This window comes from Citrobacter sp. 21OH12SH02A-Citro (assembly GCF_027919895.1).
In the GTDB taxonomy this organism is placed as follows: Bacteria; Pseudomonadota; Gammaproteobacteria; order Enterobacterales; family Enterobacteriaceae; genus Citrobacter; species Citrobacter braakii.
In genome coordinates this window covers 4,792,347-4,814,729 of the sequence record NZ_CP114801.1, presented here as the reverse complement: position 1 = coordinate 4,814,729, position 22,383 = coordinate 4,792,347, and the positions used below count along the sequence as shown (strand labels likewise).

23 protein-coding genes are annotated in these 22,383 nt (G+C 53.1%); 18 read left to right on the top strand and 5 right to left on the bottom strand.

Annotated elements, in window-relative coordinates; all coding sequences use genetic code 11:
- Positions 1-85 precede the first annotated feature (85 nt).
- Together ysgD and corA are read left to right on the top strand one after the other, a co-directional pair.
- Positions 86-142 carry a YsgD/CorL family protein gene (gene ysgD / locus O6D90_RS23140; protein WP_212723238.1) on the top strand — a complete coding sequence of 19 codons (57 nt, stop codon included), beginning with the start codon at positions 86-88 and terminating at the stop codon, positions 140-142.
- A 154-nt stretch (positions 143-296) separates the two neighbouring features.
- On the top strand, positions 297-1,247 hold the full coding sequence (corA, locus tag O6D90_RS23135; protein ID WP_003017920.1) for a magnesium/cobalt transporter CorA: 951 nt from the start codon (positions 297-299) through the stop codon (positions 1,245-1,247).
- Between the two features lie 41 nt (positions 1,248-1,288).
- Here the strand turns inward: corA and rarD are convergent, their stop codons facing one another.
- On the bottom strand, positions 1,289-2,182 hold the full coding sequence (gene rarD, locus O6D90_RS23130; protein WP_016155131.1) for an EamA family transporter RarD: 894 nt from the start codon (positions 2,180-2,182) through the stop codon (positions 1,289-1,291).
- A 51-nt stretch (positions 2,183-2,233) separates the two neighbouring features.
- On the bottom strand, positions 2,234-2,701 hold the full coding sequence (gene yigI / locus O6D90_RS23125) for an acyl-CoA thioesterase YigI (protein WP_271143232.1): 468 nt from the start codon (positions 2,699-2,701) through the stop codon (positions 2,234-2,236).
- Between the two features lie 165 nt (positions 2,702-2,866).
- Here yigI and pldA point away from each other — a divergent pair, with 165 nt between their 5' ends.
- From pldA to rhtC, 3 genes are all read left to right on the top strand, one after another.
- Complete coding sequence (pldA, locus tag O6D90_RS23120; RefSeq protein ID WP_016157849.1) at positions 2,867-3,736, top strand: phospholipase A; 870 nt, start codon at positions 2,867-2,869, stop codon at positions 3,734-3,736.
- 88 nt (positions 3,737-3,824) lie between these two features.
- On the top strand, positions 3,825-5,654 hold the full coding sequence (gene recQ, locus O6D90_RS23115; protein ID WP_032932196.1) for an ATP-dependent DNA helicase RecQ: 1,830 nt from the start codon (positions 3,825-3,827) through the stop codon (positions 5,652-5,654).
- Positions 5,655-5,718: 64 nt separating this feature from the next.
- Positions 5,719-6,339: a threonine export protein RhtC gene (gene rhtC / locus O6D90_RS23110; RefSeq protein ID WP_016155134.1), complete on the top strand. Its 621-nt coding sequence runs from the start codon at positions 5,719-5,721 to the stop codon at positions 6,337-6,339.
- Positions 6,340-6,383: 44 nt separating this feature from the next.
- On the opposite strand, the gene rhtB is transcribed toward rhtC, so the two are convergent.
- Positions 6,384-7,004 carry a homoserine/homoserine lactone efflux protein gene (gene rhtB / locus O6D90_RS23105; RefSeq protein WP_003828938.1) on the bottom strand — a complete coding sequence of 207 codons (621 nt, stop codon included), beginning with the start codon at positions 7,002-7,004 and terminating at the stop codon, positions 6,384-6,386.
- Positions 7,005-7,114: 110 nt separating this feature from the next.
- Between rhtB and pldB the strand changes: the two genes are divergently transcribed.
- The 3 genes from pldB (at position 7,115) to O6D90_RS23090 (ending at position 9,927) form a co-directional block, all read left to right on the top strand.
- Positions 7,115-8,131: a lysophospholipase L2 gene (gene pldB, locus O6D90_RS23100; RefSeq protein ID WP_088583078.1), complete on the top strand. Its 1,017-nt coding sequence runs from the start codon at positions 7,115-7,117 to the stop codon at positions 8,129-8,131.
- Between the two features lie 15 nt (positions 8,132-8,146).
- Positions 8,147-8,947 (top strand): sugar/pyridoxal phosphate phosphatase YigL, encoded by an 801-nt coding sequence (yigL, locus tag O6D90_RS23095; protein WP_008787091.1) that lies wholly within the window; start codon positions 8,147-8,149, stop codon positions 8,945-8,947.
- Between the two features lie 80 nt (positions 8,948-9,027).
- On the top strand, positions 9,028-9,927 hold the full coding sequence (locus O6D90_RS23090) for a carboxylate/amino acid/amine transporter (protein WP_016157852.1): 900 nt from the start codon (positions 9,028-9,030) through the stop codon (positions 9,925-9,927).
- Here O6D90_RS23090 and metR read toward each other — a convergent pair.
- On the bottom strand, positions 9,815-10,768 hold the full coding sequence (metR, locus tag O6D90_RS23085; protein ID WP_003017908.1) for an HTH-type transcriptional regulator MetR: 954 nt from the start codon (positions 10,766-10,768) through the stop codon (positions 9,815-9,817). The two genes, O6D90_RS23090 and metR, sit on opposite strands and share 113 nt — an antisense overlap.
- A gap of 234 nt (positions 10,769-11,002) precedes the next feature.
- On the opposite strand from metR, the gene metE reads away from it, so the two are divergent.
- Positions 11,003-13,264 (top strand): 5-methyltetrahydropteroyltriglutamate--homocysteine S-methyltransferase, encoded by a 2,262-nt coding sequence (metE, locus tag O6D90_RS23080; RefSeq protein ID WP_016157853.1) that lies wholly within the window; start codon positions 11,003-11,005, stop codon positions 13,262-13,264.
- A gap of 102 nt (positions 13,265-13,366) precedes the next feature.
- Here the strand turns inward: metE and O6D90_RS23075 are convergent, their stop codons facing one another.
- Positions 13,367-14,173: a dienelactone hydrolase family protein gene (locus tag O6D90_RS23075; protein ID WP_016155137.1), complete on the bottom strand. Its 807-nt coding sequence runs from the start codon at positions 14,171-14,173 to the stop codon at positions 13,367-13,369.
- A 265-nt stretch (positions 14,174-14,438) separates the two neighbouring features.
- On the opposite strand from O6D90_RS23075, the gene udp reads away from it, so the two are divergent.
- The 9 genes from udp (at position 14,439) to tatD (ending at position 22,380) form a co-directional block, all read left to right on the top strand.
- Positions 14,439-15,200 (top strand): uridine phosphorylase, encoded by a 762-nt coding sequence (udp, locus tag O6D90_RS23070; RefSeq protein ID WP_006686084.1) that lies wholly within the window; start codon positions 14,439-14,441, stop codon positions 15,198-15,200.
- A gap of 140 nt (positions 15,201-15,340) precedes the next feature.
- Complete coding sequence (rmuC, locus tag O6D90_RS23065; RefSeq protein ID WP_019078423.1) at positions 15,341-16,771, top strand: DNA recombination protein RmuC; 1,431 nt, start codon at positions 15,341-15,343, stop codon at positions 16,769-16,771.
- 94 nt (positions 16,772-16,865) lie between these two features.
- Entirely contained in the window at positions 16,866-17,621 is a 756-nt protein-coding gene (gene ubiE / locus O6D90_RS23060; RefSeq protein ID WP_003017897.1) for a bifunctional demethylmenaquinone methyltransferase/2-methoxy-6-polyprenyl-1,4-benzoquinol methylase UbiE, read from the top strand.
- A 13-nt stretch (positions 17,622-17,634) separates the two neighbouring features.
- Positions 17,635-18,240 carry a ubiquinone biosynthesis protein UbiJ gene (gene ubiJ, locus O6D90_RS23055; protein ID WP_016155139.1) on the top strand — a complete coding sequence of 202 codons (606 nt, stop codon included), beginning with the start codon at positions 17,635-17,637 and terminating at the stop codon, positions 18,238-18,240.
- Complete coding sequence (ubiB, locus tag O6D90_RS23050) at positions 18,237-19,877, top strand: ubiquinone biosynthesis regulatory protein kinase UbiB (protein ID WP_016155140.1); 1,641 nt, start codon at positions 18,237-18,239, stop codon at positions 19,875-19,877. The genes ubiJ and ubiB overlap by 4 nt, the downstream gene beginning before the upstream one ends.
- Before the next feature lie 78 nt (positions 19,878-19,955).
- Positions 19,956-20,210 (top strand): Sec-independent protein translocase subunit TatA, encoded by a 255-nt coding sequence (gene tatA / locus O6D90_RS23045; protein WP_003017888.1) that lies wholly within the window; start codon positions 19,956-19,958, stop codon positions 20,208-20,210.
- Positions 20,211-20,213: 3 nt separating this feature from the next.
- Positions 20,214-20,762: a Sec-independent protein translocase protein TatB gene (gene tatB, locus O6D90_RS23040; RefSeq protein ID WP_016155141.1), complete on the top strand. Its 549-nt coding sequence runs from the start codon at positions 20,214-20,216 to the stop codon at positions 20,760-20,762.
- Positions 20,763-20,764: 2 nt separating this feature from the next.
- Positions 20,765-21,556, top strand: a complete 792-nt coding sequence (tatC, locus tag O6D90_RS23035; protein ID WP_016155142.1) for a Sec-independent protein translocase subunit TatC — start codon at positions 20,765-20,767, stop codon at positions 21,554-21,556.
- Positions 21,557-21,597: 41 nt separating this feature from the next.
- Positions 21,598-22,380: a 3'-5' ssDNA/RNA exonuclease TatD gene (gene tatD, locus O6D90_RS23030; RefSeq protein WP_016157854.1), complete on the top strand. Its 783-nt coding sequence runs from the start codon at positions 21,598-21,600 to the stop codon at positions 22,378-22,380.
- The last annotated feature ends 3 nt before the right edge of the window (positions 22,381-22,383 follow it).

Sequence of the window (22,383 nt, the reverse complement as noted above, 5' to 3'; positions counted from 1 at the left end):
TACTTTTTCGCCATCTGTTGCGTGTTGACGTCAAAATTTTGCTGGCGTAACATGCGCGCACGATTACGCTAAGAGGACATTCGCCTTGGACACACCCAGTAGATACTGGCTCATTATCCTGTCATCCAGGATCAACTCCTAAGGCTATCCCTTTTTGCTGATAGCCTTCGCGGTTGTCAGCGACCTTCTGTTTTTTCCCGTCGCGCTGAGTCAGGCTGTTTAATGGTCTGAAACCCAATTTGTTTCTGTGTGCCCTCCGAACTGTCCGATAATTTTTTGCATTGGGAGTCCCGGTCATGCTGAGCGCATTTCAACTGGAAAACAATCGTTTAACTCGCCTTGAGGCAGACGAAATCGAGCACCTGGCCAGTTCGGTTTGGGTCGATTTAGTCGAGCCGGATGACGAAGAACGAAACCGTGTGCAAAAGGACTTGGGCCAGAATCTGGCTACGCGCCCTGAACTGGAAGACATCGAAGCATCTGCGCGTTTTTTTGAAGACGAAGACGGTTTGCACATTCACTCCTTCTTCTTCTATGAAGATGCCGACGATCACGCTGGTAACTCAACCGTCGCATTTACCATTCGCGAAGGTCGCCTGTTTACTCTGCGCGAGCGCGAGCTGCCGGCATTCCGCCTGTACCGCATGCGTGCGCGTAATCAGGCGATGGTGGATGGCAATGCCTACGAGCTGCTGCTCGACCTGTTTGAAACTAAAATTGAACAGTTGGCGGATGAGATCGAAAACATCTACAGCGACCTGGAAAAACTCAGCCGTGTGATCATGGAAGGGCGTCAGGGTGATGAATATGACGAAGCGCTTTCGACGCTGGCGGAACTGGAAGATATTGGCTGGAAGGTCCGCCTGTGTCTGATGGATACCCAGCGCGCACTGAACTTCCTGGTGCGTAAAGCGCGTTTGCCGGGGAGTCAGCTGGAACAGGCGCGTGAGATTCTGCGCGATATCGAATCCCTGCTGCCGCACAACGAATCACTGTTCCAGAAGGTTAACTTCCTGATGCAGGCGGCGATGGGCTTTATCAATATCGAGCAGAACCGCATCATCAAGATCTTCTCGGTGGTCTCTGTGGTGTTCCTGCCGCCGACGCTGGTGGCTTCCAGCTACGGGATGAACTTTGAGTTCATGCCGGAACTGCACTGGAGCTTCGGTTACCCAGGGGCGATTGTCTTTATGATGCTCGCGGGTCTGGCGCCGTATCTGTACTTTAAGCGCAAGAACTGGCTGTAATGGCTGTGCCGGATGGCGGTTACGCCTTATCCGGCACTTCTTCAGCTCCGACGTACCCGTCGTTGCGTATAAATCGCATCCATCACGAAAACTGCCAGCGCTACCCAGATAAACGCAAACGTGACCATTTTATCCGCTCCCGGAACTTCACCGTAGAAAGTGACGGCCAGCAGGAACATTAGCGTGGGTCCGATATACTGGAAGAAACCCAGCGTGGACAGACGCAGGCGGGTCGCCGCGCCGGTAAAGCACAGCAGCGGAATGGTGGTCACGACACCTGCAGCAATCAGCAGCAGATTGAGTGACATGGGGTTTTGACCCATATGGCTGGTTGGGCTGTCCGCGATGCCAAACAGATAGATAGCCGCAACAGGTAAAAGCCACAGGGTTTCGATCAGCATGCCGGTTTGTGCTTCGACGGCAATCTTCTTGCGTACCAGACCATAGAAAGCAAAGCTGAACGCCAGGCCCAACGCGATGATTGGCAGCGATCCGAAGGTCCACAGCTGTACCAGTACGCCGCAGGCGGCTAACAGTACCGCCAGCCACTGCATGCGACGAAAGCGCTCGCCGAGGAAAAGCATTCCCAGCACAATATTCACCAGCGGGTTAATAAAATAGCCCAGGCTGGCTTCCAGCATATGATGATTATTGACCGCCCAAATGAACAGCAGCCAGTTTCCACCGATGAGCACTGCAGAGAGCGCCAGCAGGAAGATCTTCTTTGGCGTTTGTAGCAGCGTTTTGATGCCCGACCACTGGCGGCTGATGCTCATCAGTACCACCATAAAGAAAAATGACCAGATGACGCGGTGCGTCAGGATCTCATCCGCCGGGACATAGTAAATCAGCTTGAAGTAGGCAGGAGCGATACCCCAAATAAAATAAGCAGCAAGAGCGAGTAACACGCCCTGCCGCGTTTGTTTAGCATCCATCGGGAAAACTCATTTCAGAAATGTAACAGCAGTTTACCTTTTTTTGGGCACTTACCCCACCATATAAGTGGCGGTTGCGCTGGCAATATAAAGCTGTTCTTCGTTATGCAGTTCCACGCGCGCAACGGCGACTTTATTCCCCGCCCGCAGCAGGCTACTGGTGGCGGTAAAGAGATTTCCTCTCCCCGGGCGCAGGTAATCAACGCGCAAATCGATTGTCCCCATACGTGACATTCGCTGACGCAGTTCGTCCTCGCTGATCGTCTCATGGCGGGTCAGCGTACTGCCAACGCACACCAGCCCGGCGGCAACGTCCAGCGCCGACGCGATCACGCCGCCATGCAGAATGCTTTGCGCCCAGTTACCGACCATCATCGGTTGATTATTAAAGGCTAATTGCGCAAATTCTTTCTCATAGCGTTCAAGCTCCAGACCCAGCGCCCGGTTAAACGGCATGTGATAGACAAACATTTCACCCACTAACTTCAGCGCTTCCTCAGCAGTAAGTACGGCAGACATACGATCCCTACATCTCAATAGTTAATGAAATGTTGATATTATGCTTATTATTTGTTGTTTTCTACTTTAGGACGGGATAACTAACGAGGAACTCGCTAAGTATGTAGAATACTTGCCAGATAATTATACAATTCATCAATATTTTGGTTCAGGAGAACATTACCGATGCGGGCGATTCTGGGATGGTTACTACCAGCAGTCATGCTGCCGTTGACCGCGTATGCGCAGGAAGCGACAGTGAAAGAGATTCATGATGCACCGGCGGTTCGCGGCAGTATCATCGCCAACATGCTGCAGGAGCATGACAACCCTTTCACGCTTTATCCTTATGAGACCAACTATCTCATCTACACCAATACCAGCGACATGAACAAAGAGGCGATCAGCAGCTATAGCTGGTCCGAAAATGCGCGCAAAGATGAGGTTAAGTTTCAGCTAAGCCTGGCGTTTCCGCTCTGGCGCGGAATATTAGGCCCGAACTCGGTACTCGGCGGTTCCTATACCCAGAAGTCCTGGTGGCAGCTTTCGAACAGTGAAGAGTCTGCGCCGTTTCGCGAAACCAACTATGAACCGCAATTGTTCCTCGGTTTCGCCACCGACTATCGCTTTGCCGGTTGGACGCTCCGCGATGTCGAAATGGGCTATAACCATGACTCCAATGGTCGATCCGACCCCACCTCACGTAGCTGGAACCGCCTTTACACCCGGCTGATGGCTGAAAACGGTAACTGGCTGGTGGAAGTTAAGCCGTGGTACGTTATCGGCAGCACTGACGATAACCCTGATATCACCAAATATATGGGCTACTATCAGTTGAAAATGGGTTATCACCTGGGTGACGCGGTGATCAGTGTGAAAGGTCAGTACAACTGGAATACCGGCTACGGCGGCGCAGAGCTGGGGGCCAGTTATCCCATTACCAAGCATGTGCGTCTTTATACCCAGGTCTACAGCGGCTACGGCGAATCACTGATTGACTACAACTTCAATCAGACCCGTGTTGGCGTGGGTGTAATGCTTAACGATATCTTCTGACAGGTATTGAGAGTATTTTAATCATTGCAGTTTCTCTCTTAGGCGCTGAAAATAGCGCCTGTTTTTATTTCAGGCTAATGGGGTTAATGTGGCGCAGGCGGAAGTGTTGAATCTGGAAATGGGCGCTAAACAGGTTTTGCAGGAAACCTTTGGCTACCAACAGTTTCGCCCTGGTCAGGAAGAAATCATTGATACCGTGATCGCTGGTCGCGACTGCCTGGTCGTTATGCCGACCGGTGGCGGAAAATCCCTGTGCTATCAAATTCCCGCATTATTGCTTAACGGCCTCACCGTTGTTGTTTCTCCGCTGATTTCTCTGATGAAAGATCAGGTCGATCAACTGCTTGCCAACGGCGTGGCGGCCGCGTGTCTGAACTCCACCCAAAGTCGTGAGCAGCAGCTTGAGGTGATGGCAGGCTGTCGTAGCGGGCAGATTCGCTTACTGTACATTGCGCCCGAACGCCTGATGCTGGATAACTTCCTTGAAAATCTGGCGCACTGGAACCCGGTGCTGCTGGCGGTTGATGAAGCGCACTGTATTTCGCAGTGGGGGCATGATTTCCGCCCGGAATACGCCGCGCTGGGGCAGTTGCGTCAGCGTTTCCCAACTCTGCCGTTTGTCGCGCTGACCGCGACCGCGGACGAGACAACCCGGCTGGATATTGTGCGTCTGCTGGGGCTCAACGACCCGTTAATTCAGATCAGCAGCTTTGATCGCCCGAATATTCGCTACATGTTGATGGAGAAGTTTAAGCCGCTCGATCAGCTGATGCGCTACGTGCAAGAGCAGCGGGGTAAGTCCGGTATTATCTACTGTAACAGTCGCGCTAAAGTAGAAGATACCGCCGCGCGTCTGCAAAGCCGAGGCATTAGCGCCGGGGCTTATCATGCCGGGCTGGAAAACGCTGTACGTGCAGAAGTGCAGGAGAAATTCCAGCGTGATGACCTGCAAATCGTCGTAGCGACCGTGGCGTTTGGCATGGGAATCAACAAACCCAACGTACGCTTCGTGGTGCATTTCGATATTCCGCGCAACATCGAGTCCTATTATCAGGAAACCGGCCGCGCCGGGCGTGACGGCCTGCCTGCGGAAGCAATGCTGTTTTACGATCCGGCTGATATGGCATGGCTGCGCCGTTGCCTCGAAGAGAAACCCGCCGGGCAACTGCTGGATATTGAACGGCATAAGCTCAATGCGATGGGGGCGTTTGCCGAGGCGCAAACCTGTCGTCGTCTGGTGCTGTTGAACTATTTTGGCGAGGGGCGTCAGGAGCCGTGTGGTAACTGCGACATCTGTCTCGACCCGCCAAAACAGTACGACGGGCTCATGGATGCGCGCAAAGCGCTGTCGACTATCTACCGTGTTAATCAACGCTTTGGTATGGGTTATGTCGTGGAGGTTCTGCGCGGAGCGAATAACCAGCGAATTCGCGAGCTGGCCCATGACAAGCTGCCTGTCTATGGCATTGGTCGTGAGCAAAGCCATGAACATTGGGTAAGCGTTATCCGCCAGCTTATTCATCTTGGGCTGGTGACGCAGAATATTGCTCATCACTCCGCGTTACAGCTAACCGAAGCCGCGCGTCCGGTACTGCGTGGTGATATTGCGCTACAGCTTGCGGTACCGCGTATTGTGGCGCTGAAACCGCGAGCGATGCAGAAATCCTTCGGTGGCAATTACGATCGCAAACTGTTCGCCAAATTGCGGAAGCTGCGTAAAGCCATTGCTGATGAAGAGAATATCCCGCCGTATGTGGTGTTCAACGATGCCACGCTGATTGAAATGGCTGAGCAGATGCCGGTTTCACCGAGCGAAATGCTGAGCGTTAATGGCGTGGGGATGCGTAAACTTGAGCGTTTTGGCAAAGAGTTTATGGCGCTTATTCGCGCGCACGTTGATGGTGACGACGAAGAGTAGTCAGCCAGGCAAAAAAGTGCCAGGATGGTGACTCACTGAACTATTTCCCCCGCGAGTCATTTTTATGTTAACGCTATTTTTCACCGTTGCGTTGGTGCATATCGTTGCGCTGATGAGCCCTGGTCCCGACTTTTTCTTTGTTTCTCAAACAGCGGTTAGCCGTTCGCGCAAAGAAGCCATGATGGGCGTGCTGGGTATTACCTGTGGCGTCATGGTCTGGGCTGGCGTAGCGCTGCTCGGCCTACATCTGATTATCGAAAAAATGGCCTGGCTGCACACCATTATTATGGTGGGCGGGGGGCTGTATCTGTGCTGGATGGGTTATCAGATGCTACGCGGCGCGTTTAAAAAACAGGATGTTGCGACTCCCACTCCGCAAGTTGAGCTGGCGCAGAGCGGACGCAGCTTTTTGAAGGGGCTGCTGACCAACCTGGCGAACCCTAAAGCCATTATCTATTTTGGCTCCGTGTTCTCATTGTTCGTTGGCGATAACGTGGGAACGGGCGCACGCTGGGGGATCTTTGCCCTGATCATCGTGGAAACGTTGGCGTGGTTTACCGTAGTCGCCAGCCTGTTTGCACTGCCGAAAATGCGTCGTGGCTATCAGCGTCTGGCGAAGTGGATTGATGGTTTTGCCGGTGCGCTGTTTGCGGGCTTCGGTATCCACCTGATTATTTCGCGTTAAGTTCCTTCCGGGCCGGATAAGCGCAAGCGCCTCCGGCGCCTTCATCAGGCATGCCGTGCCGAGGCTAACAAGGCGCCTATCAGCATAAACAGCGAGCCAAACACTTTGTTTAACGCTTTCATTTGCTTTGGCCCTTTAATCCAGCCAGCAATGCGCGTGGCCAGCGTCGCGTAACCGATCATCACAATGATATCGACCACGATGGTCGTGACGCCAAGCACCACATACTGCATTAACTGCGGTTCCTGTGGCAGGATAAACTGCGGGAACAGGGCGGCAAGGAAAACAATGCTCTTGGGGTTGGTCAGATTAACAAAGACAGCGCGTTTAAACAGGCGGCTGCGCGATTGCGTATTCGCCATGGTGTTCAGATCGATAGCACCCGCCGCCCGCCATTGCTGAATACCCAGCCAAATCAGATAGGCCGCCCCCGCCCACTTCAGCACCTCAAATGCGATAACCGAACGTGAAAATAGCGTTCCCAGTCCTACGCCAACCAGAACGATATGAATGCCAAGTCCTGTCTGCAAACCAGCGATCGACGCGCTGGCGCCGCGATAACCGTGACTGATGGCGGTGGTCATGGTGTTGATTGCGCCAGAGCCTGGAGACAAGCTCAAAATAATAGAGGTCAACAGGTAGGCGAACCACCATTCAAAGGTCATGAGAAACTCCCGGATTGTCTATTTTTATGCCACAATACGCTACTGCCGTTAGGTTGTGTCAGCGACGGCGAAAAAAACGATTTTACTTGGTCAGCGAGGCTGGATACCCGATGTTTCAGCAGCAAAAAGACTGGGAAACAAGAGAAAACGCGTTTGCTGCTTTTTCCATGGGGCCACTGACAGATTTCTGGCATCAGCGGGAAGAAGCGGAATTTACGGGCGTGGATGATATCCCCGTCCATTTTGTGCGTTTTCACGCAGAAAAAAACGATCGCGTCATCGTCGTCTGTCCTGGACGCATTGAAAGCTACGTGAAATACGCTGAACTGGCGTATGACCTGTTTCATTCTGGTTTTGACGTCCTCATTATCGATCACCGTGGCCAGGGGCGTTCCGGGCGTATGCTTTCGGACCCGCATCGCGGTCATGTCGATAACTTTAATGACTATGTCGACGATTTAACCGCCTTCTGGCAGCAGGAAGTGCTACCCGGTCCGTGGAGAAAGCGCTATATACTGGCGCATTCAATGGGCGGAGCGATAGCCACGTTATTCTTACAGCGCCACCCGAATCAGTGTGATGCTATCGCGCTTTGCGCGCCGATGTTTGGTATTGTGATGCGCTTTCCCGACTGGATGGTACGCCACATTCTGGACTGGGCTGAAGGGCATCCGCGGATCCGCGAAGGTTATGCGATGGGGACCGGGCGCTGGCGGGCGCTGCCATTCGGTATGAATGCGTTAACCCATAGTCGACAGCGCTATCGGCGCAATCTACGCTTCTATGCGGATGAGCCGCGGCTGCGCGTTGGCGGCCCCACCTACCACTGGGTACGTGAAGGTATTCTGGCAGGCGAACAGGTTCTGGCTGGAGCAGGAGACGACGCGACGCCGACGCTGCTGATTCAGGCCGAAGAAGAGCGTGTGGTAGATAACCGCATGCACGATCGTTTTTGTGAACTCCGCGCCGCAGCGGGCCATCCCGTAGAAGGGGGGCAGCCGCTGGTCATCAAAGGCGCGTACCATGAGATCCTTTTTGAAAAGGACGCAATGCGCTCAGTCGCGCTTAACGCTATTGTCGAATTTTTCGACAAGCATAACTCATCCAGCGGAACCCGCTTTGCCTAGAGGTTGAATTTTCTTATGTATCAGGTTGTTGCGTCTGATTTAGACGGTACGCTGCTTTCTCCCGACCATACTCTGTCCCCTTATGCCAAAGAGACGCTGAAGTTATTGACCGCTCGTGGCGTTAACTTCGTGTTTGCGACTGGCCGTCATCATGTTGATGTGGGGCAAATTCGCGATAACCTCGGCATTAAAACCTACATGATCACGTCCAACGGCGCGCGGGTGCATGATTCTGACGGGAATCTGGTGTTTTCGCATAACCTGGATCGCGACATTGCCAGCGACCTGTTTGGCGTAGTGAATGCAAACCCGGACATCGTGACCAACGTTTATCGTGATGATGAGTGGTTTATGAACCGCCATCGCCCGGACGAAATGCGCTTCTTCAAAGAGGCAGTGTTTAACTATTCACTGTTTGAACCTGCGCTACTGGAGCCGGAAGGCGTGAGTAAGGTGTTTTTCACCACCGATTCTCACGAAAGGCTGCTGCCGCTGGAACAGGCGATTAACGCCCGCTGGGGCGACCGCGTGAACGTCAGTTTCTCTACGCTTACCTGCCTGGAAGTCATGGCTGGCGGCGTATCGAAAGGTCATGCGCTTGAAGCGGTAGCGAAAGCGATGGGCTACAGCCTGAAAGATTGCATCGCTTTTGGCGACGGAATGAACGATGCGGAAATGCTCTCCATGGCAGGTAAAGGCTGCATTATGGGCAACGCTCACCAGCGCCTGAAGGATCTGCATCCGGAACTGGAAGTCATTGGTCTTAATGCCGACGATGCCGTGCCGCATTATCTGCGTGAGCTGTTTTTGCAGTAATGTTTTTGTTCGTTAGTTGACCAGATGTCAACTTAAAACTTCGCTACAATGGGCGTACCTTTTGTTAAGAGACATCCATTGTGGCGTTACTCATCATTACCACAATTCTGTGGGCCTTTTCCTTTAGCCTGTTTGGCGAGTACCTTGCCGGTCATGTCGATAGCTATTTTGCGGTGCTGGTGCGCGTTGGGCTGGCGGCGCTGGTGTTCCTGCCGTTTTTACGTACCCGTGGGCATAGCGTAAAAACCATCGCGCTGTATATGCTGGTGGGCGCCATGCAGCTTGGCATTATGTATATGCTGAGTTTTCACGCCTATCTGTACCTGACGGTTTCAGAACTGCTGCTCTTTACCGTGCTGACGCCGCTCTACATTACGCTGATTTATGACCTGATGAGCGGACGTCGTCTGCGCTGGAGCTACGCCTTCAGTGCGTTGCTGGCGGTGATTGGTGCGGGGATCATTCGTTACGATCAGGTGACCAGCCACTTCTGGACCGGCCTGCTGCTGGTGCAGTTGTCCAATATCAGCTTTGCTATTGGCATGGTGGGCTACAAGCGTCTGATGGAAACGCGGCCAATGCCGCAGCACAACGCCTTTGCCTGGTTTTACATGGGGGCCTTTATGGTGGCGGTCGTGGCCTGGTTCATGCTGGGGAATGCGCAGAAAATGCCTGCAACCACGCTACAGTGGGGAATTCTGGTCTTTCTTGGCGTGGCAGCGTCCGGCATTGGTTACTTTATGTGGAACTACGGCGCGACCCAGGTGGATGCGGGGACGCTGGGCATCATGAACAATATGCATGTGCCGGCCGGGCTGCTGGTTAACCTGGCTATCTGGCATCAACAGCCTCACTGGCCAAGCTTCATCATTGGTGCGGCTGTGATAGTGGCTTCACTGTGGGTACATCGAAAGTGGGTCGTTCCGCACTCCGTACAAACGGCAGGTGATCGCAGGCGTGATTCCGCGCTGAGCGAATAAACGCTTCCGTGACTGGCTGTCGCTGCTCGCCATCGCGCACGGCGGCGTACAGCCGGCTCCACAATCCATCACCCAGGGTTTTGGTCACCACCAGGCCCTGGCGTTCAAAACTCTCCACCACCCAGTGCGGTAAAGCTGCAATACCCATTCTGGCTGCAACCATCTGAATCAGCAGCAGGGTGTTATCCACGCTCTTCAGCGACGGACTAACGCCCGCAGGCTGCAAGAAATGCCGCCAGACATCCAGTCGACTCCGTTGCACCGGGTAAATAAGCAGCGTCTCACTGGCTAAATCCTCCGGCGTGATCTGCGTCTTGCTGGCCAGCGGATGGTCCGGCGCCAGTACCAGGCGGACTTCAAAATCGAACATCGGCGAGTAGTGCAGTCCGCTACGCGGCAGAATGTCGGATGTCAGCACCAGATCCAGCTCATCCTGTTGTAGCGCTGGTTGCGGATCGAACGTCACGCCGGATTTAAAGTCCATCTCCACTTGCGGCCAGTTGGCACGAAAATTCTCCAGCGCGGGCGTCAGCCATTGAATACAGCTATGGCATTCAATAGCGATCCGCAGCCGGGTTTGCTGCGGTTCGTTGCAGGCCTGCAGCGCACGACCAATTTGCGGCAACACCTGATTTGCTAACTGCAGCAAAATTTCGCCTTGCGGCGTAAAGCGCAGAGGCTGGCTTTTACGGATAAAAAGTCGAAAGCCAAGGCGCTGTTCCAGATCGCTGAACTGGTGAGAGAGGGCGGATTGGGTCTGATGCAACGTCGCCGCTGCGGCCGCCAGCGAACCACTATTCCGCAACGCCTGGAGCGTTTTCAGGTGTTTAATCTCGATCATGAAAGTCCTTCACTTCGGCATGAACAAATTGCGCTTGAGGAATATACAGTAACTGTCAATTATGGATGTGTAAACATCTGGATGGCTAAAATCCTTCGTCTTTTAAATTTATGGTGCGTTGGCTGCGTTTTTCCACCCCGGTCACTTACTTCAGTAAGCTCCTGGGATGAATAAATTTGCCACCTTCCCTAAATTAAAAATCAATAGGATTTACATATAATTAGAGGAAGAAAAATGACAATACTTAATCACACCCTCGGTTTCCCTCGCGTTGGCCTGCGTCGCGAGCTGAAAAAAGCGCAAGAAAGCTACTGGGCGGGAAATTCTTCCCGTGAAGATTTGCTAACCGTTGGCCGCGAGCTGCGTGCCCGTCACTGGGATCAGCAGAAGCAGGCGGGCGTTGACCTGCTGCCAGTGGGCGATTTTGCCTGGTACGATCACGTGCTGACCACCAGCCTGCTGCTCGGCAACGTTCCGGCTCGTCATCAAAATAAAGACGGCTCGGTCGATATCGATACCTTATTCCGCATTGGCCGTGGCCGCGCACCAACCGGGGAGCCCGCGGCGGCGGCAGAAATGACCAAATGGTTTAACACCAACTATCACTACATGGTGCCAGAGTTCACCAGAGGTCAGCAGTTCGAACTGACCTGGACCCAACTGTTGGATGAAGTGGATGAAGCGTTGGCGCTCGGTCACAAGGTGAAACCTGTGCTGCTGGGACCGGTAACTTACCTGTGGCTGGGGAAAGTGAAGGGCGAACAGTTTGACCGCCTGAGCCTGTTGAACGATATTCTGCCGGTTTACCAGCAGGTGCTGGCTGAGCTGGCGAAACGCGGTATTGAGTGGGTGCAGATTGATGAACCGGCTCTGGTGCTGGAGCTGCCTCAGGTTTGGCTGAACGCCTTCAAACCAGCGTATGACGCGCTGACGGGTCAGGTAAAGCTGCTGCTGACCACCTACTTCGAAGGCGTAACGCCAAACCTGGATACCATTACCGCGCTGCCGGTGCAGGGGCTGCACGTTGACTTCGTGCACGGTAAAGATGAAGTGGCCGAGCTGCACAAGCGTCTGCCTGCCGACTGGTTGCTGTCAGCGGGGCTGGTTAACGGTCGCAACGTCTGGCGTGCCGATCTCAGCGAAAAATACGCGCAAATTAAAGATATCGTCGGTAAACGTGACCTGTGGGTAGCTTCTTCCTGTTCCTTGCTGCACAGCCCAATCGATCTCAGCGTGGAAACCCGCCTTGATGCAGAAGTGAAGAGCTGGTTTGCCTTCGCCTTACAAAAATGCGGCGAGCTGGCGCTGCTGCGTGATGCGTTGAACAGCGGTGATACGGCGGCAATTGTGGCGTGGAGCGCACCGATCCAGGCTCGTCGTCACTCTACCCGCGTACACAACGCCGCAGTGGAAAAACGTCTGGCGGCGATCACCGCCCAGGACAGCCAACGTGCCAACGCTTACCCGGTTCGCGCCGAAGCGCAGCGTGCCCGCTTTAATCTGCCGGCATGGCCGACTACCACTATCGGTTCATTCCCGCAAACCACGGAAATTCGCGGCCTGCGTCTGGACTTCAAAAAGGGCAACCTGGATGCAAGTAACTACCGCACCGGTATCGCGGAACATATCAAACAGGCGATTGTTGAACAGGAACGTCTGGGGCTCGACGTGCTGGTGCACGGTGAAGCCGAACGTAACGACATGGTGGAATATTTTGGCGAGCACCTGGACGGATTCGTCTTTACCCAGAATGGTTGGGTACAGAGCTACGGCTCTCGCTGCGTGAAACCACCGGTGGTTATTGGCGATGTCAGCCGCCCGGAAGCGATCACCGTGGAGTGGGCGAAGTATGCCCAGTCGCTGACCGACAAACCGGTAAAAGGCATGTTGACCGGTCCGGTGACCATTCTCTGCTGGTCATTCCCGCGTGAAGACGTGACGCGTGAAACCATCGCTAAGCAGATTGCGCTGGCGCTGCGTGATGAGGTAGCGGATCTGGAAGCGGCGGGTATTGGCATTATCCAGATTGACGAACCGGCACTGCGCGAAGGTCTGCCACTGCGCCGCAGCGACTGGGCGGCGTATCTGGAGTGGGGCGTGGAAGCCTTCCGCATTAACGCGGCGGTGGCGAAGGATGAAACCCAGATCCACACCCACATGTGTTACTGCGAGTTCAACGACATCATGGACTCCATTGCGGCGCTGGACGCGGACGTGATCACCATTGAGACTTCACGCTCTGATATGGAGTTGCTGGAATCGTTTGAAGAGTTCGACTATCCGAACGAAATCGGGCCGGGCGTATACGATATTCACTCGCCGAACGTCCCGAGCGTGGAGTGGATTGAAGCCCTGCTGAAGAAAGCCGAGCAGCGTATTCCGGCCGAGCGTCTGTGGGTCAACCCGGACTGCGGCCTGAAAACGCGCGGCTGGCCGGAAACCCGCGCCGCGCTGGCGAACATGGTCAAAGCCGCGCAGAACCTGCGTCAGGCGTAATTCCGTGCCGGTGGCCGGGAAGCGCAAGCGCTGACCCGGCTTACAGGAAATAGCAAGAGTTGTAGGCCCGGTAAGGCGTAGTTGCCGCCGGGCAATTAACGTTTATTTCTTCCCGCCGTATTGTGTGAACCACTCCAGCATTCTCAGCCAGCCATCTTTCGCGGACTCTTCGTGATAGCTCGGACGATAATCGGCGTTAAACGCATGTCCGGCATCGGGATAGACCACGATTTCCGCTTTTGCATTGGCGGCACGCAGCGCCTGACGCATTGTTTCAACGGTATCTTGCGGAATACTGGTGTCCTGGCCGCCATAAAGTCCCAGAACAGGGGCGTTAAGATCGGTCGCGATATCAACAGGATGTTTCGGCGAGTTGAGAGTTTTATCGCCCACCAGTTTGCCATACCACGCTACCGCCGCTTTTAACTGCGGATTATGAGCTGCATACAGCCAGGTGATGCGTCCACCCCAGCAAAATCCGGTGATCATCAACTGGTGGGCATCTCCTCCGTTACGAGAAGCCCAACTGGCGACATGATCCAGATCTGCCAATACCTGAGAGTCAGGTACTTTGGCGACAAGGCTGCTGAGCAACGTAGGGATATCGGCAAAGTCATTGGGATCGCCTTCACGAAAATAGAGCTCTGGTGCGATAGCCAGATACCCTTCCAGAGCCAGACGGCGGCAAACGTCACGAATGTGTTCATGAATGCCAAAAATCTCCTGCACGACAATGACCACAGGCAGCGGGCCATCGGACTGTTTTGGTCGTGCGTGATACGCTGGCATATCATCGCCTTGTGAAGGTATGGATGTTACACCGGCGATAATGGCGTTATCCGGAGTGTGAACCGTGGTAGACGTCGGTGGAGATACAGCAGGTGCAAAGCCAGATTGTCGTGTTGTCATGGTATTCTCCGTACCCTTAAATATTCAGCCAAAAAGCGCATTGTTAACTATAGACACATGCAACGAACCACATTGCCTTAAACGGTCTATCTTTTGTGCAGGGCTTCCTTACATCGCATCATTTATGTGATTCAAGTCACTATTTTATGGTAATGGAATGCAATTTATTTACATCATAGTGATGACTGTCACGAAAATATGTTCATGCCTTCGGTAAAGTGTGTTTTTGCTTCTTCTGACAAAACCGATTCACAGAGGAGTTTTTATGTCTAAGTCTGATGTTTTTCATCTCGGCCTCACTAAGAACGATTTACAAGGGGCTCAGCTCGCTATCGTCCCTGGCGACCCGGAGCGTGTGGAAAAGATCGCCGCGCTGATGGATAAGCCGGTTAAGCTGGCATCTCATCGCGAGTTCACTACCTGGCGTGCTGAGCTGGATGGTAAAGCCGTGATCGTGTGCTCTACCGGTATCGGCGGTCCGTCAACCTCTATTGCCGTAGAAGAACTGGCACAGTTGGGCATTCGTACCTTCCTGCGTATCGGTACGACTGGTGCTATCCAGCCGCATATCAACGTAGGTGATGTACTGGTCACCACGGCGTCTGTCCGTCTGGACGGTGCAAGCCTGCACTTCGCGCCAATGGAATTCCCGGCCGTCGCGGACTTCGAGTGCACCACCGCGCTGGTGGAAGCGGCGAAATCTATCGGCGCCACCACCCACGTAGGCGTTACCGCGTCTTCTGATACCTTCTATCCGGGCCAGGAGCGTTATGACACCTTCTCTGGTCGCGTAGTGAGCCGTTTCAAAGGCTCAATGGAAGAGTGGCAGTCTATGGGCGTCATGAACTACGAAATGGAATCTGCTACGCTGCTCACCATGTGCGCAAGCCAGGGTTTGCGTGCCGGTATGGTCGCGGGTGTTATCGTGAACCGTACTCAGCAAGAGATCCCTAATGCGGAAACGATGAAACAAACAGAAAGCCACGCGGTGAAAATCGTGGTGGAAGCTGCGCGTCGTTTACTGTAATTCTCCCGTCTTTTCAAAAAGGCCGACGCGTTCGGCCTTTTTATTTTGCGTAGTGCCTCGCAGGAAATTCCTTTTAAACTGGACGTTTATACAGCACAATTCTATTTTGTGCGGGTAAGTCGTTGCTGTAAGGGGGCATTGTGGATATTTCAATTATGATGAGTGCCGTGCTGGCGTTAGCCGCAGGGCTGCTGGTGGGATGGCTGGCAACAAAAGCGCACGCCGATCGGATCCGTGCTGACCTCATCGAAGAACGACGCGAACTGGATATTGCGCTAAGCGCCGCCCGCCAGCAGCTCTCACAGGAAGCCCACTGGCGCGATGAGTGCGAACTACTCAATAACGAATTGCGCAGTCTGCACAGCATCAACACCTCTCTGGAAGCCGATCTTCGTGAAGTCACTACCAGACTGGAAGCGACGCAGCAGCATGCGGAAGATAAAATCCGCCAGATGATCAACAGCGAACAGCGTCTAAGCGAACAGTTTGAAAATCTGGCGAACCGTATTTTCGAGCACAGCAACCGTCGTGTAGATGAGCAAAATCGCCAAAGCCTGAACAGTCTGCTTACACCGCTTCGCGAACAACTGGACGGTTTTCGACGCCAGGTTCAGGATAGCTTTGGTAAAGAGGCGCAAGAACGCCATACTCTGGCGCACGAAATTCGTAATCTGCAGCAACTGAACGCGCAGATGGCGCAGGAAGCGGTAAACCTGACGCGGGCATTAAAAGGCGATAACAAAACGCAGGGCAACTGGGGCGAGGTCGTACTCACACGGGTGCTTGAGGCTTCCGGTCTGCGCGAAGGCTATGAATACGAAACCCAGGTCAGCATTGAGAACGACGCCCGTTCGCGGATGCAGCCAGATGTCATCGTCCGGTTACCGCAGGGCAAAGATGTGGTGATCGACGCGAAAATGACGCTGGTCGCCTATGAACGCTATTTTAATGCTGAAGATGAATACACCCGCGAGAGCGCGTTGCAGGAGCACATCGCCTCGGTACGAAACCATATCCGTCTGCTGGGGCGCAAAGACTATCAGCAGCTTCCTGGGCTGCGCACACTTGACTATGTGCTGATGTTTATCCCCGTTGAGCCTGCTTTTTTACTGGCGCTCGATAGACAGCCTGAACTGATTACCGAAGCCCTTAAAAATAACATTATGCTGGTTAGCCCTACCACGTTGTTGGTGGCATTGCGCACGATTGCCAACTTGTGGCGCTACGAGCATCAGAGTCGTAATGCGCAACAGATTGCCGATCGGGCCAGCAAACTTTATGACAAGATGCGATTGTTTGTGGATGATATGTCGGCAATTGGCCAAAGCCTGGATAAAGCTCAGGATAACTACCGACAGGCGATGAAAAAACTCTCTTCAGGTCGTGGAAACGTCCTGTCGCAGGCAGAAGCGTTTCGCAGTTTAGGCGTGGAAATTAAGCGCGAGATTAATCCTGAACTGGCTGAACAAGCCACTACGCAGGATGAAGAGTACCGCTTGCGTTCGGTCCCTGAAACGCAGCAGGATGAACCTTACCCTGATGATGAAGCAGTAAACCAGCAATCAAACTAGTCCGTTTGGGGTAGTTGAACCGGGCAGAAGGGTAGGGCAAATTGGCCCAATCTGTTACACTTCTTGAACATTTTTTGGATGAGCAGGCACTGAGATGGTGGATAATTCACAAGAAACGACGCACTTTGGCTTTCAGACCGTCGCTAAAGAGCAGAAAGCTGACATGGTGGCCCACGTTTTTCATTCTGTGGCGTCTAAATATGACGTTATGAATGACTTAATGTCATTTGGCATTCATCGTTTGTGGAAGCGCTTCACCATTGACTGCAGTGGCGTGCGTCGCGGGCAAACCGTTCTCGATTTGGCGGGCGGTACGGGCGATCTGACGGCGAAATTCTCTCGCATGGTAGGCGAAACTGGCAAAGTTGTGCTGGCGGATATCAACGACTCAATGCTCAAAATGGGTCGTGAAAAGCTGCGTAATATCGGCGTCGTGGGTAACGTTGAGTACGTTCAGGCGAATGCGGAAGCATTACCTTTCCCAGACAACACGTTTGACTGCATCACCATCTCTTTCGGTCTGCGCAACGTAACGGATAAAGACAAAGCATTACGATCTATGTATCGCGTGTTGAAGCCGGGCGGACGTCTACTGGTGCTGGAGTTCTCCAAGCCGATTATCGAACCGCTGAGCAAAGCCTACGACGCATACTCTTTCCACGTTTTGCCGCGCATTGGTTCTATGGTGGCAAGCGATGCAGACAGTTATCGCTATTTGGCGGAGTCCATCCGCATGCATCCCGATCAGGACACCTTAAAAGCAATGATGCAAGATGCCGGGTTCGAAAGCGTTGATTACTACAACCTGACGGCAGGTGTCGTTGCGCTGCATCGTGGTTACAAGTTCTGACAGGAGATTGGGGATGCCTTTAAAACCCTTAGTGACCGCCGGCGTTGAAAATTTGCTTAACACCTTTCTGTATCGTTCTCCTGCGCTCAAGTCAGCCAGAACGCGTTTACAGGGCAAAGTGCTGCGTGTTGAGCTCAAAGGATTTTCAACACCGTTAGTGCTGGTGTTTAGTGAGCGCCAGGTCGATGTGCTGGGGGCATGGGAAGGCGAAGCCGATTGCACCGTAATCACACATGCCAGCGTGTTACCGAAATTACGCGACCGGCAGCAACTCACCACGCTTATCCGCAGTGGTGAGCTGGAGGTTCAGGGCGATATCCAGGTGGTACAGAACTTTGTCGCGTTGGCCGATCTGGCGGAGTTTGATCCCGCAGAACTGTTAGCACCTTATACCGGCGATATCGTCGCGGAAGGGGTCAGCAAAGTTTTGCGTGGTGGAGCGAAGTTCCTGTGCCACAACATTCAACGCCAGCAGCGCTATGTTGCCGAAGCGATCACCGAAGAGTGGCGTATGGCTCCTGGTCCGCTTGAGGTTGCATGGTTTGCAGAAGAAACGGCAGCCGTTGAGCGTGCGGTCGAATCTCTGGCCAAACGGCTGGAAAAACTGGAGGCCAAATGACGCCAGGTGAAGTACGGCGCCTTTATTTCATCATTCGCACTTTTTTAAGCTACGGTCTTGATGAACTCATCCCCAAAATGCGTATCACGCTGCCGCTCCGGCTGTGGCGTTACACGCTGTTCTGGATGCCCAACCGACATAAAGACAAACCGCTGGGAGAACGGCTGAGACTGGCTTTACAGGAGCTCGGCCCGGTGTGGATCAAGTTCGGGCAAATGCTCTCTACCCGTCGTGATCTTTTCCCTCCGCACATCGCCGATCAGCTAGCGCTATTGCAGGATCGGGTAGCCCCATTCGATGGGCAAAGAGCGAAAGAACAAATCGAAGAGGCGATGGGTGGGCTGCCCGTCGAAGAATGGTTTGATGATTTTGAGATCACACCGCTGGCATCCGCGTCTATTGCTCAGGTTCACACCGCGCGACTGAAATCGAATGGGAAAGAGGTGGTGATCAAAGTTATCCGCCCGGACATACTGCCGGTAATCAAAGCAGATTTAAAACTGATCTACCGGCTTGCTCGTTGGGTACCTCGCCTGATGCCAGACGGCCGCCGCCTGCGACCAACAGAAGTGGTCCGTGAATATGAAAAAACGTTGATTGATGAGCTGAATCTGCTGCGCGAGTCGGCGAACGCGATTCAGCTGCGACGTAATTTTGAAGACAGCCCAATGCTGTACATCCCGGAAGTGTACTCTGACTATTGCAGTCAGAACATGATGGTGATGGAGCGCATTTACGGTATTCCCGTTTCAGATGTCACCTCGCTTGAGAAGAACGGCACCAATATGAAGCTGCTGGCTGAACGCGGTGTTCAGGTCTTCTTTACTCAGGTATTCCGCGACAGCTTTTTCCATGCGGATATGCACCCTGGGAACATTTTCGTGAGCTATGAGCATCCCGAAAACCCGAAATACATTGGTATTGATTGTGGGATTGTGGGTTCTTTAAACAAAGAAGATAAGCGTTATCTGGCTGAAAACTTCATCGCGTTTTTTAACCGCGACTACCGCAAAGTTGCTGAACTGCATGTGGATTCTGGCTGGGTTCCGCCGGATACCAACGTAGAAGAGTTTGAATTTGCCATTCGTACCGTGTGCGAGCCGATTTTCGAAAAACCGCTGGCGGAGATTTCCTTTGGTCATGTGCTGTTAAATTTGTTCAACACAGCGCGCCGATTCAATATGGAAGTTCAGCCTCAACTGGTATTGCTACAGAAGACGCTGCTGTACGTAGAAGGTGTCGGACGTCAGCTCTACCCGCAGTTAGATTTGTGGAAAACGGCCAAGCCTTTCCTCGAATCTTGGATCAAAGATCAGGTCGGTATTCCGGCGCTTGTTAGAGCATTTAAAGAAAAAGCACCGTTCTGGGTCGAAAAAATGCCAGAAATACCTGAACTGGTGTATGACAGTTTGCGCCAGGGCAAATATTTACAGCACAGTGTTGATAAGATTGCCCGCGAGCTTCACGCGAATCATGTACGTCAGGGACAATCCCGTTATTTATTGGGCATTGGTGCAACATTGTTGCTCAGTGGAACATTCCTGCTGGTAAGCCGTCCTGAGTGGGGGCTTATGCCGGGCTGGTTAATGGCCGGCGGTGTCTTAGCCTGGTTGATCGGCTGGCGCAAAATGCGCTGAATTTTTCATCGCCCTAGGCAGGTCGTGTAACGTATACTACGGCCTTATTAATTCATCATCTATGACAGAGGAACATGTATGGGTGGTATCAGTATTTGGCAGTTGTTGATCATTGCCGTCATCGTTGTACTGCTATTTGGCACCAAGAAACTCGGCTCCATCGGTTCCGATCTTGGCGCGTCGATTAAAGGCTTCAAAAAAGCAATGGGTGATGATGAGCCAAAGCAAGATAAAACCAGCCAGGACGCTGATTTTACTGCTAAATCCATTACCGATAAGCAGGGCGAAGTGAAAAAAGAAGACGCCAAAAGCCAAGATAAAGAGCAGGTATAATCCGTGTTTGATATCGGTTTTAGCGAACTGTTATTGGTGTTCGTGATCGGCCTCATCGTCCTGGGGCCGCAACGTTTACCTGTAGCGGTAAAAACGGTTGCTGGTTGGGTTCGTGCTTTGCGTTCCCTGGCAACTACTGTTCAGAATGAACTGACCCAGGAGCTTAAGCTTCAGGAGTTTCAGGACAGCCTGAAGAAAGTAGAGAAAGCGAGCCTGACAAATCTGACCCCGGAGTTGAAAGCCTCAATGGATGAGCTGCGTGAAGCGGCAGAGTCGATGAAGCGTTCTTACAGTGTGCACGATCCTGAGAAAGAGAGCGATGAAGCGCACACTATCCATAATCCGGTGGTGAAAGAAGCTGAAGCGCAGCGAGAAGGGGTCACCCCTGCTGCCGCTGAAAACCAGGCCAGTTCGCCGGAGCAAAAACCGGAATCCACGGGTGCTAAAACGCCAGAGCCAACGGAAAACACTTCCGCTACGTTAATGGATGCAGAAAAGAAAGCTGTCGCACCTGTTGCCGAATCCTCCCCCTCGTCGAGTGATAAACCGTAAACATGGCTGTAGAAGATACCCAACCGCTCATCACGCATCTTATTGAGCTGCGTAAGCGACTCCTGAACTGCATCATTGCGGTAATCGTGATCTTTTTGGCGTTGGTTTACTTTGCCAACGACATTTACCATATGGTCGCGGCGCCGTTGATTAAACAGATGCCGCAGGGTGCAACGATGATCGCCACCGATGTGGCTTCGCCGTTCTTTACCCCAATCAAGTTGACCTTCATGGTATCGCTGATCCTGTCAGCGCCAGTGATCCTCTACCAGGTGTGGGCATTTATTGCGCCAGCGTTGTATAAACATGAACGCCGTCTGGTTGTTCCGCTGCTGGTCTCCAGTTCGTTGTTGTTCTACATCGGCATGGCATTCGCCTATTTTGTTGTCTTCCCGTTAGCGTTTGGTTTTCTGGCCAACACGGCTCCGCAAGGCGTGCAGGTATCAACGGACATTGCCAGCTATCTCAGCTTTGTAATGGCGCTATTTATGGCTTTCGGTGTCTCTTTTGAGGTGCCTGTCGCCATCGTGCTGCTATGCTGGATGGGCATTACGACGCCAGATGATTTACGCAAAAAACGTCCTTATGTTGTGGTGGGTGCTTTTGTCGTCGGGATGCTACTGACTCCGCCAGATGTCTTCTCGCAAACGTTGTTGGCGATACCGATGTACTGCCTGTTCGAGGTGGGTGTTTTCTTCTCTCGTTTCTATGTCGGTAAGCGACGTACGCGGGATGAGGACAACGAGGCTGAAGAAGCAAAAGAAGCCGAAGCCACCGAGAAAACTGAAGAATAAATTCAACCGCCCGCCAGGGCGGTTGTCATATGGGAGGAAGCATGTTTGATATTGGCGTTAATTTAACCAGTTCACAATTTGCGAAAGACCGGGATGAGGTCGTGGCGCGCGCCTTTGCTGCGGGCGTAAACGGTATGCTTCTGACCGGAACAAACCTTCACGAAAGCCAGCAGGCGTTAAAGCTGGCGCAGCATTATCCGCATTGCTGGTCCACGGCTGGCGTGCACCCGCATGACAGCAGCCAATGGCAATCCTCAACGGAAGACGAGATCATCGCGCTGGCAAACCAGTCGAAGGTAGTCGCTATTGGTGAGTGCGGCCTGGATTTCAATCGCAATTTCTCCACGCCGCAGGAGCAGGAACGTGCTTTTGAAGCGCAACTGCGCATTGCTGCTGAACTGCAGATACCGATTTTCATGCATTGTCGGGATGCGCATGAGCGTTTTCTGACGTTGCTGGAGCCGTGGCTCGACAGCCTCCCAGGCGCGGTGCTGCACTGTTTCACCGGTTCGCGCCAGGAGATGCAGGACTGCGTGGACCGAGGGCTTTATATCGGTATCACCGGGTGGGTCTGTGATGAACGCCGGGGGATGGAACTGCGGGATCTGCTGCCGTTTATTCCGGTGGAAAGACTGCTGATAGAAACCGATGCACCTTACCTGCTCCCCCGCGACTTAACGCCTAAACCGACGTCACGTCGCAATGAACCGGCGCACCTGCCGCATATTCTTGAGCGAATTGCTCACTGGCGTGGGGAAGATCCTCAATGGCTGTCAGCAACCATTGATGCCAACGTCAGAACGCTGTTCGAAGTGACCTTCTAAACG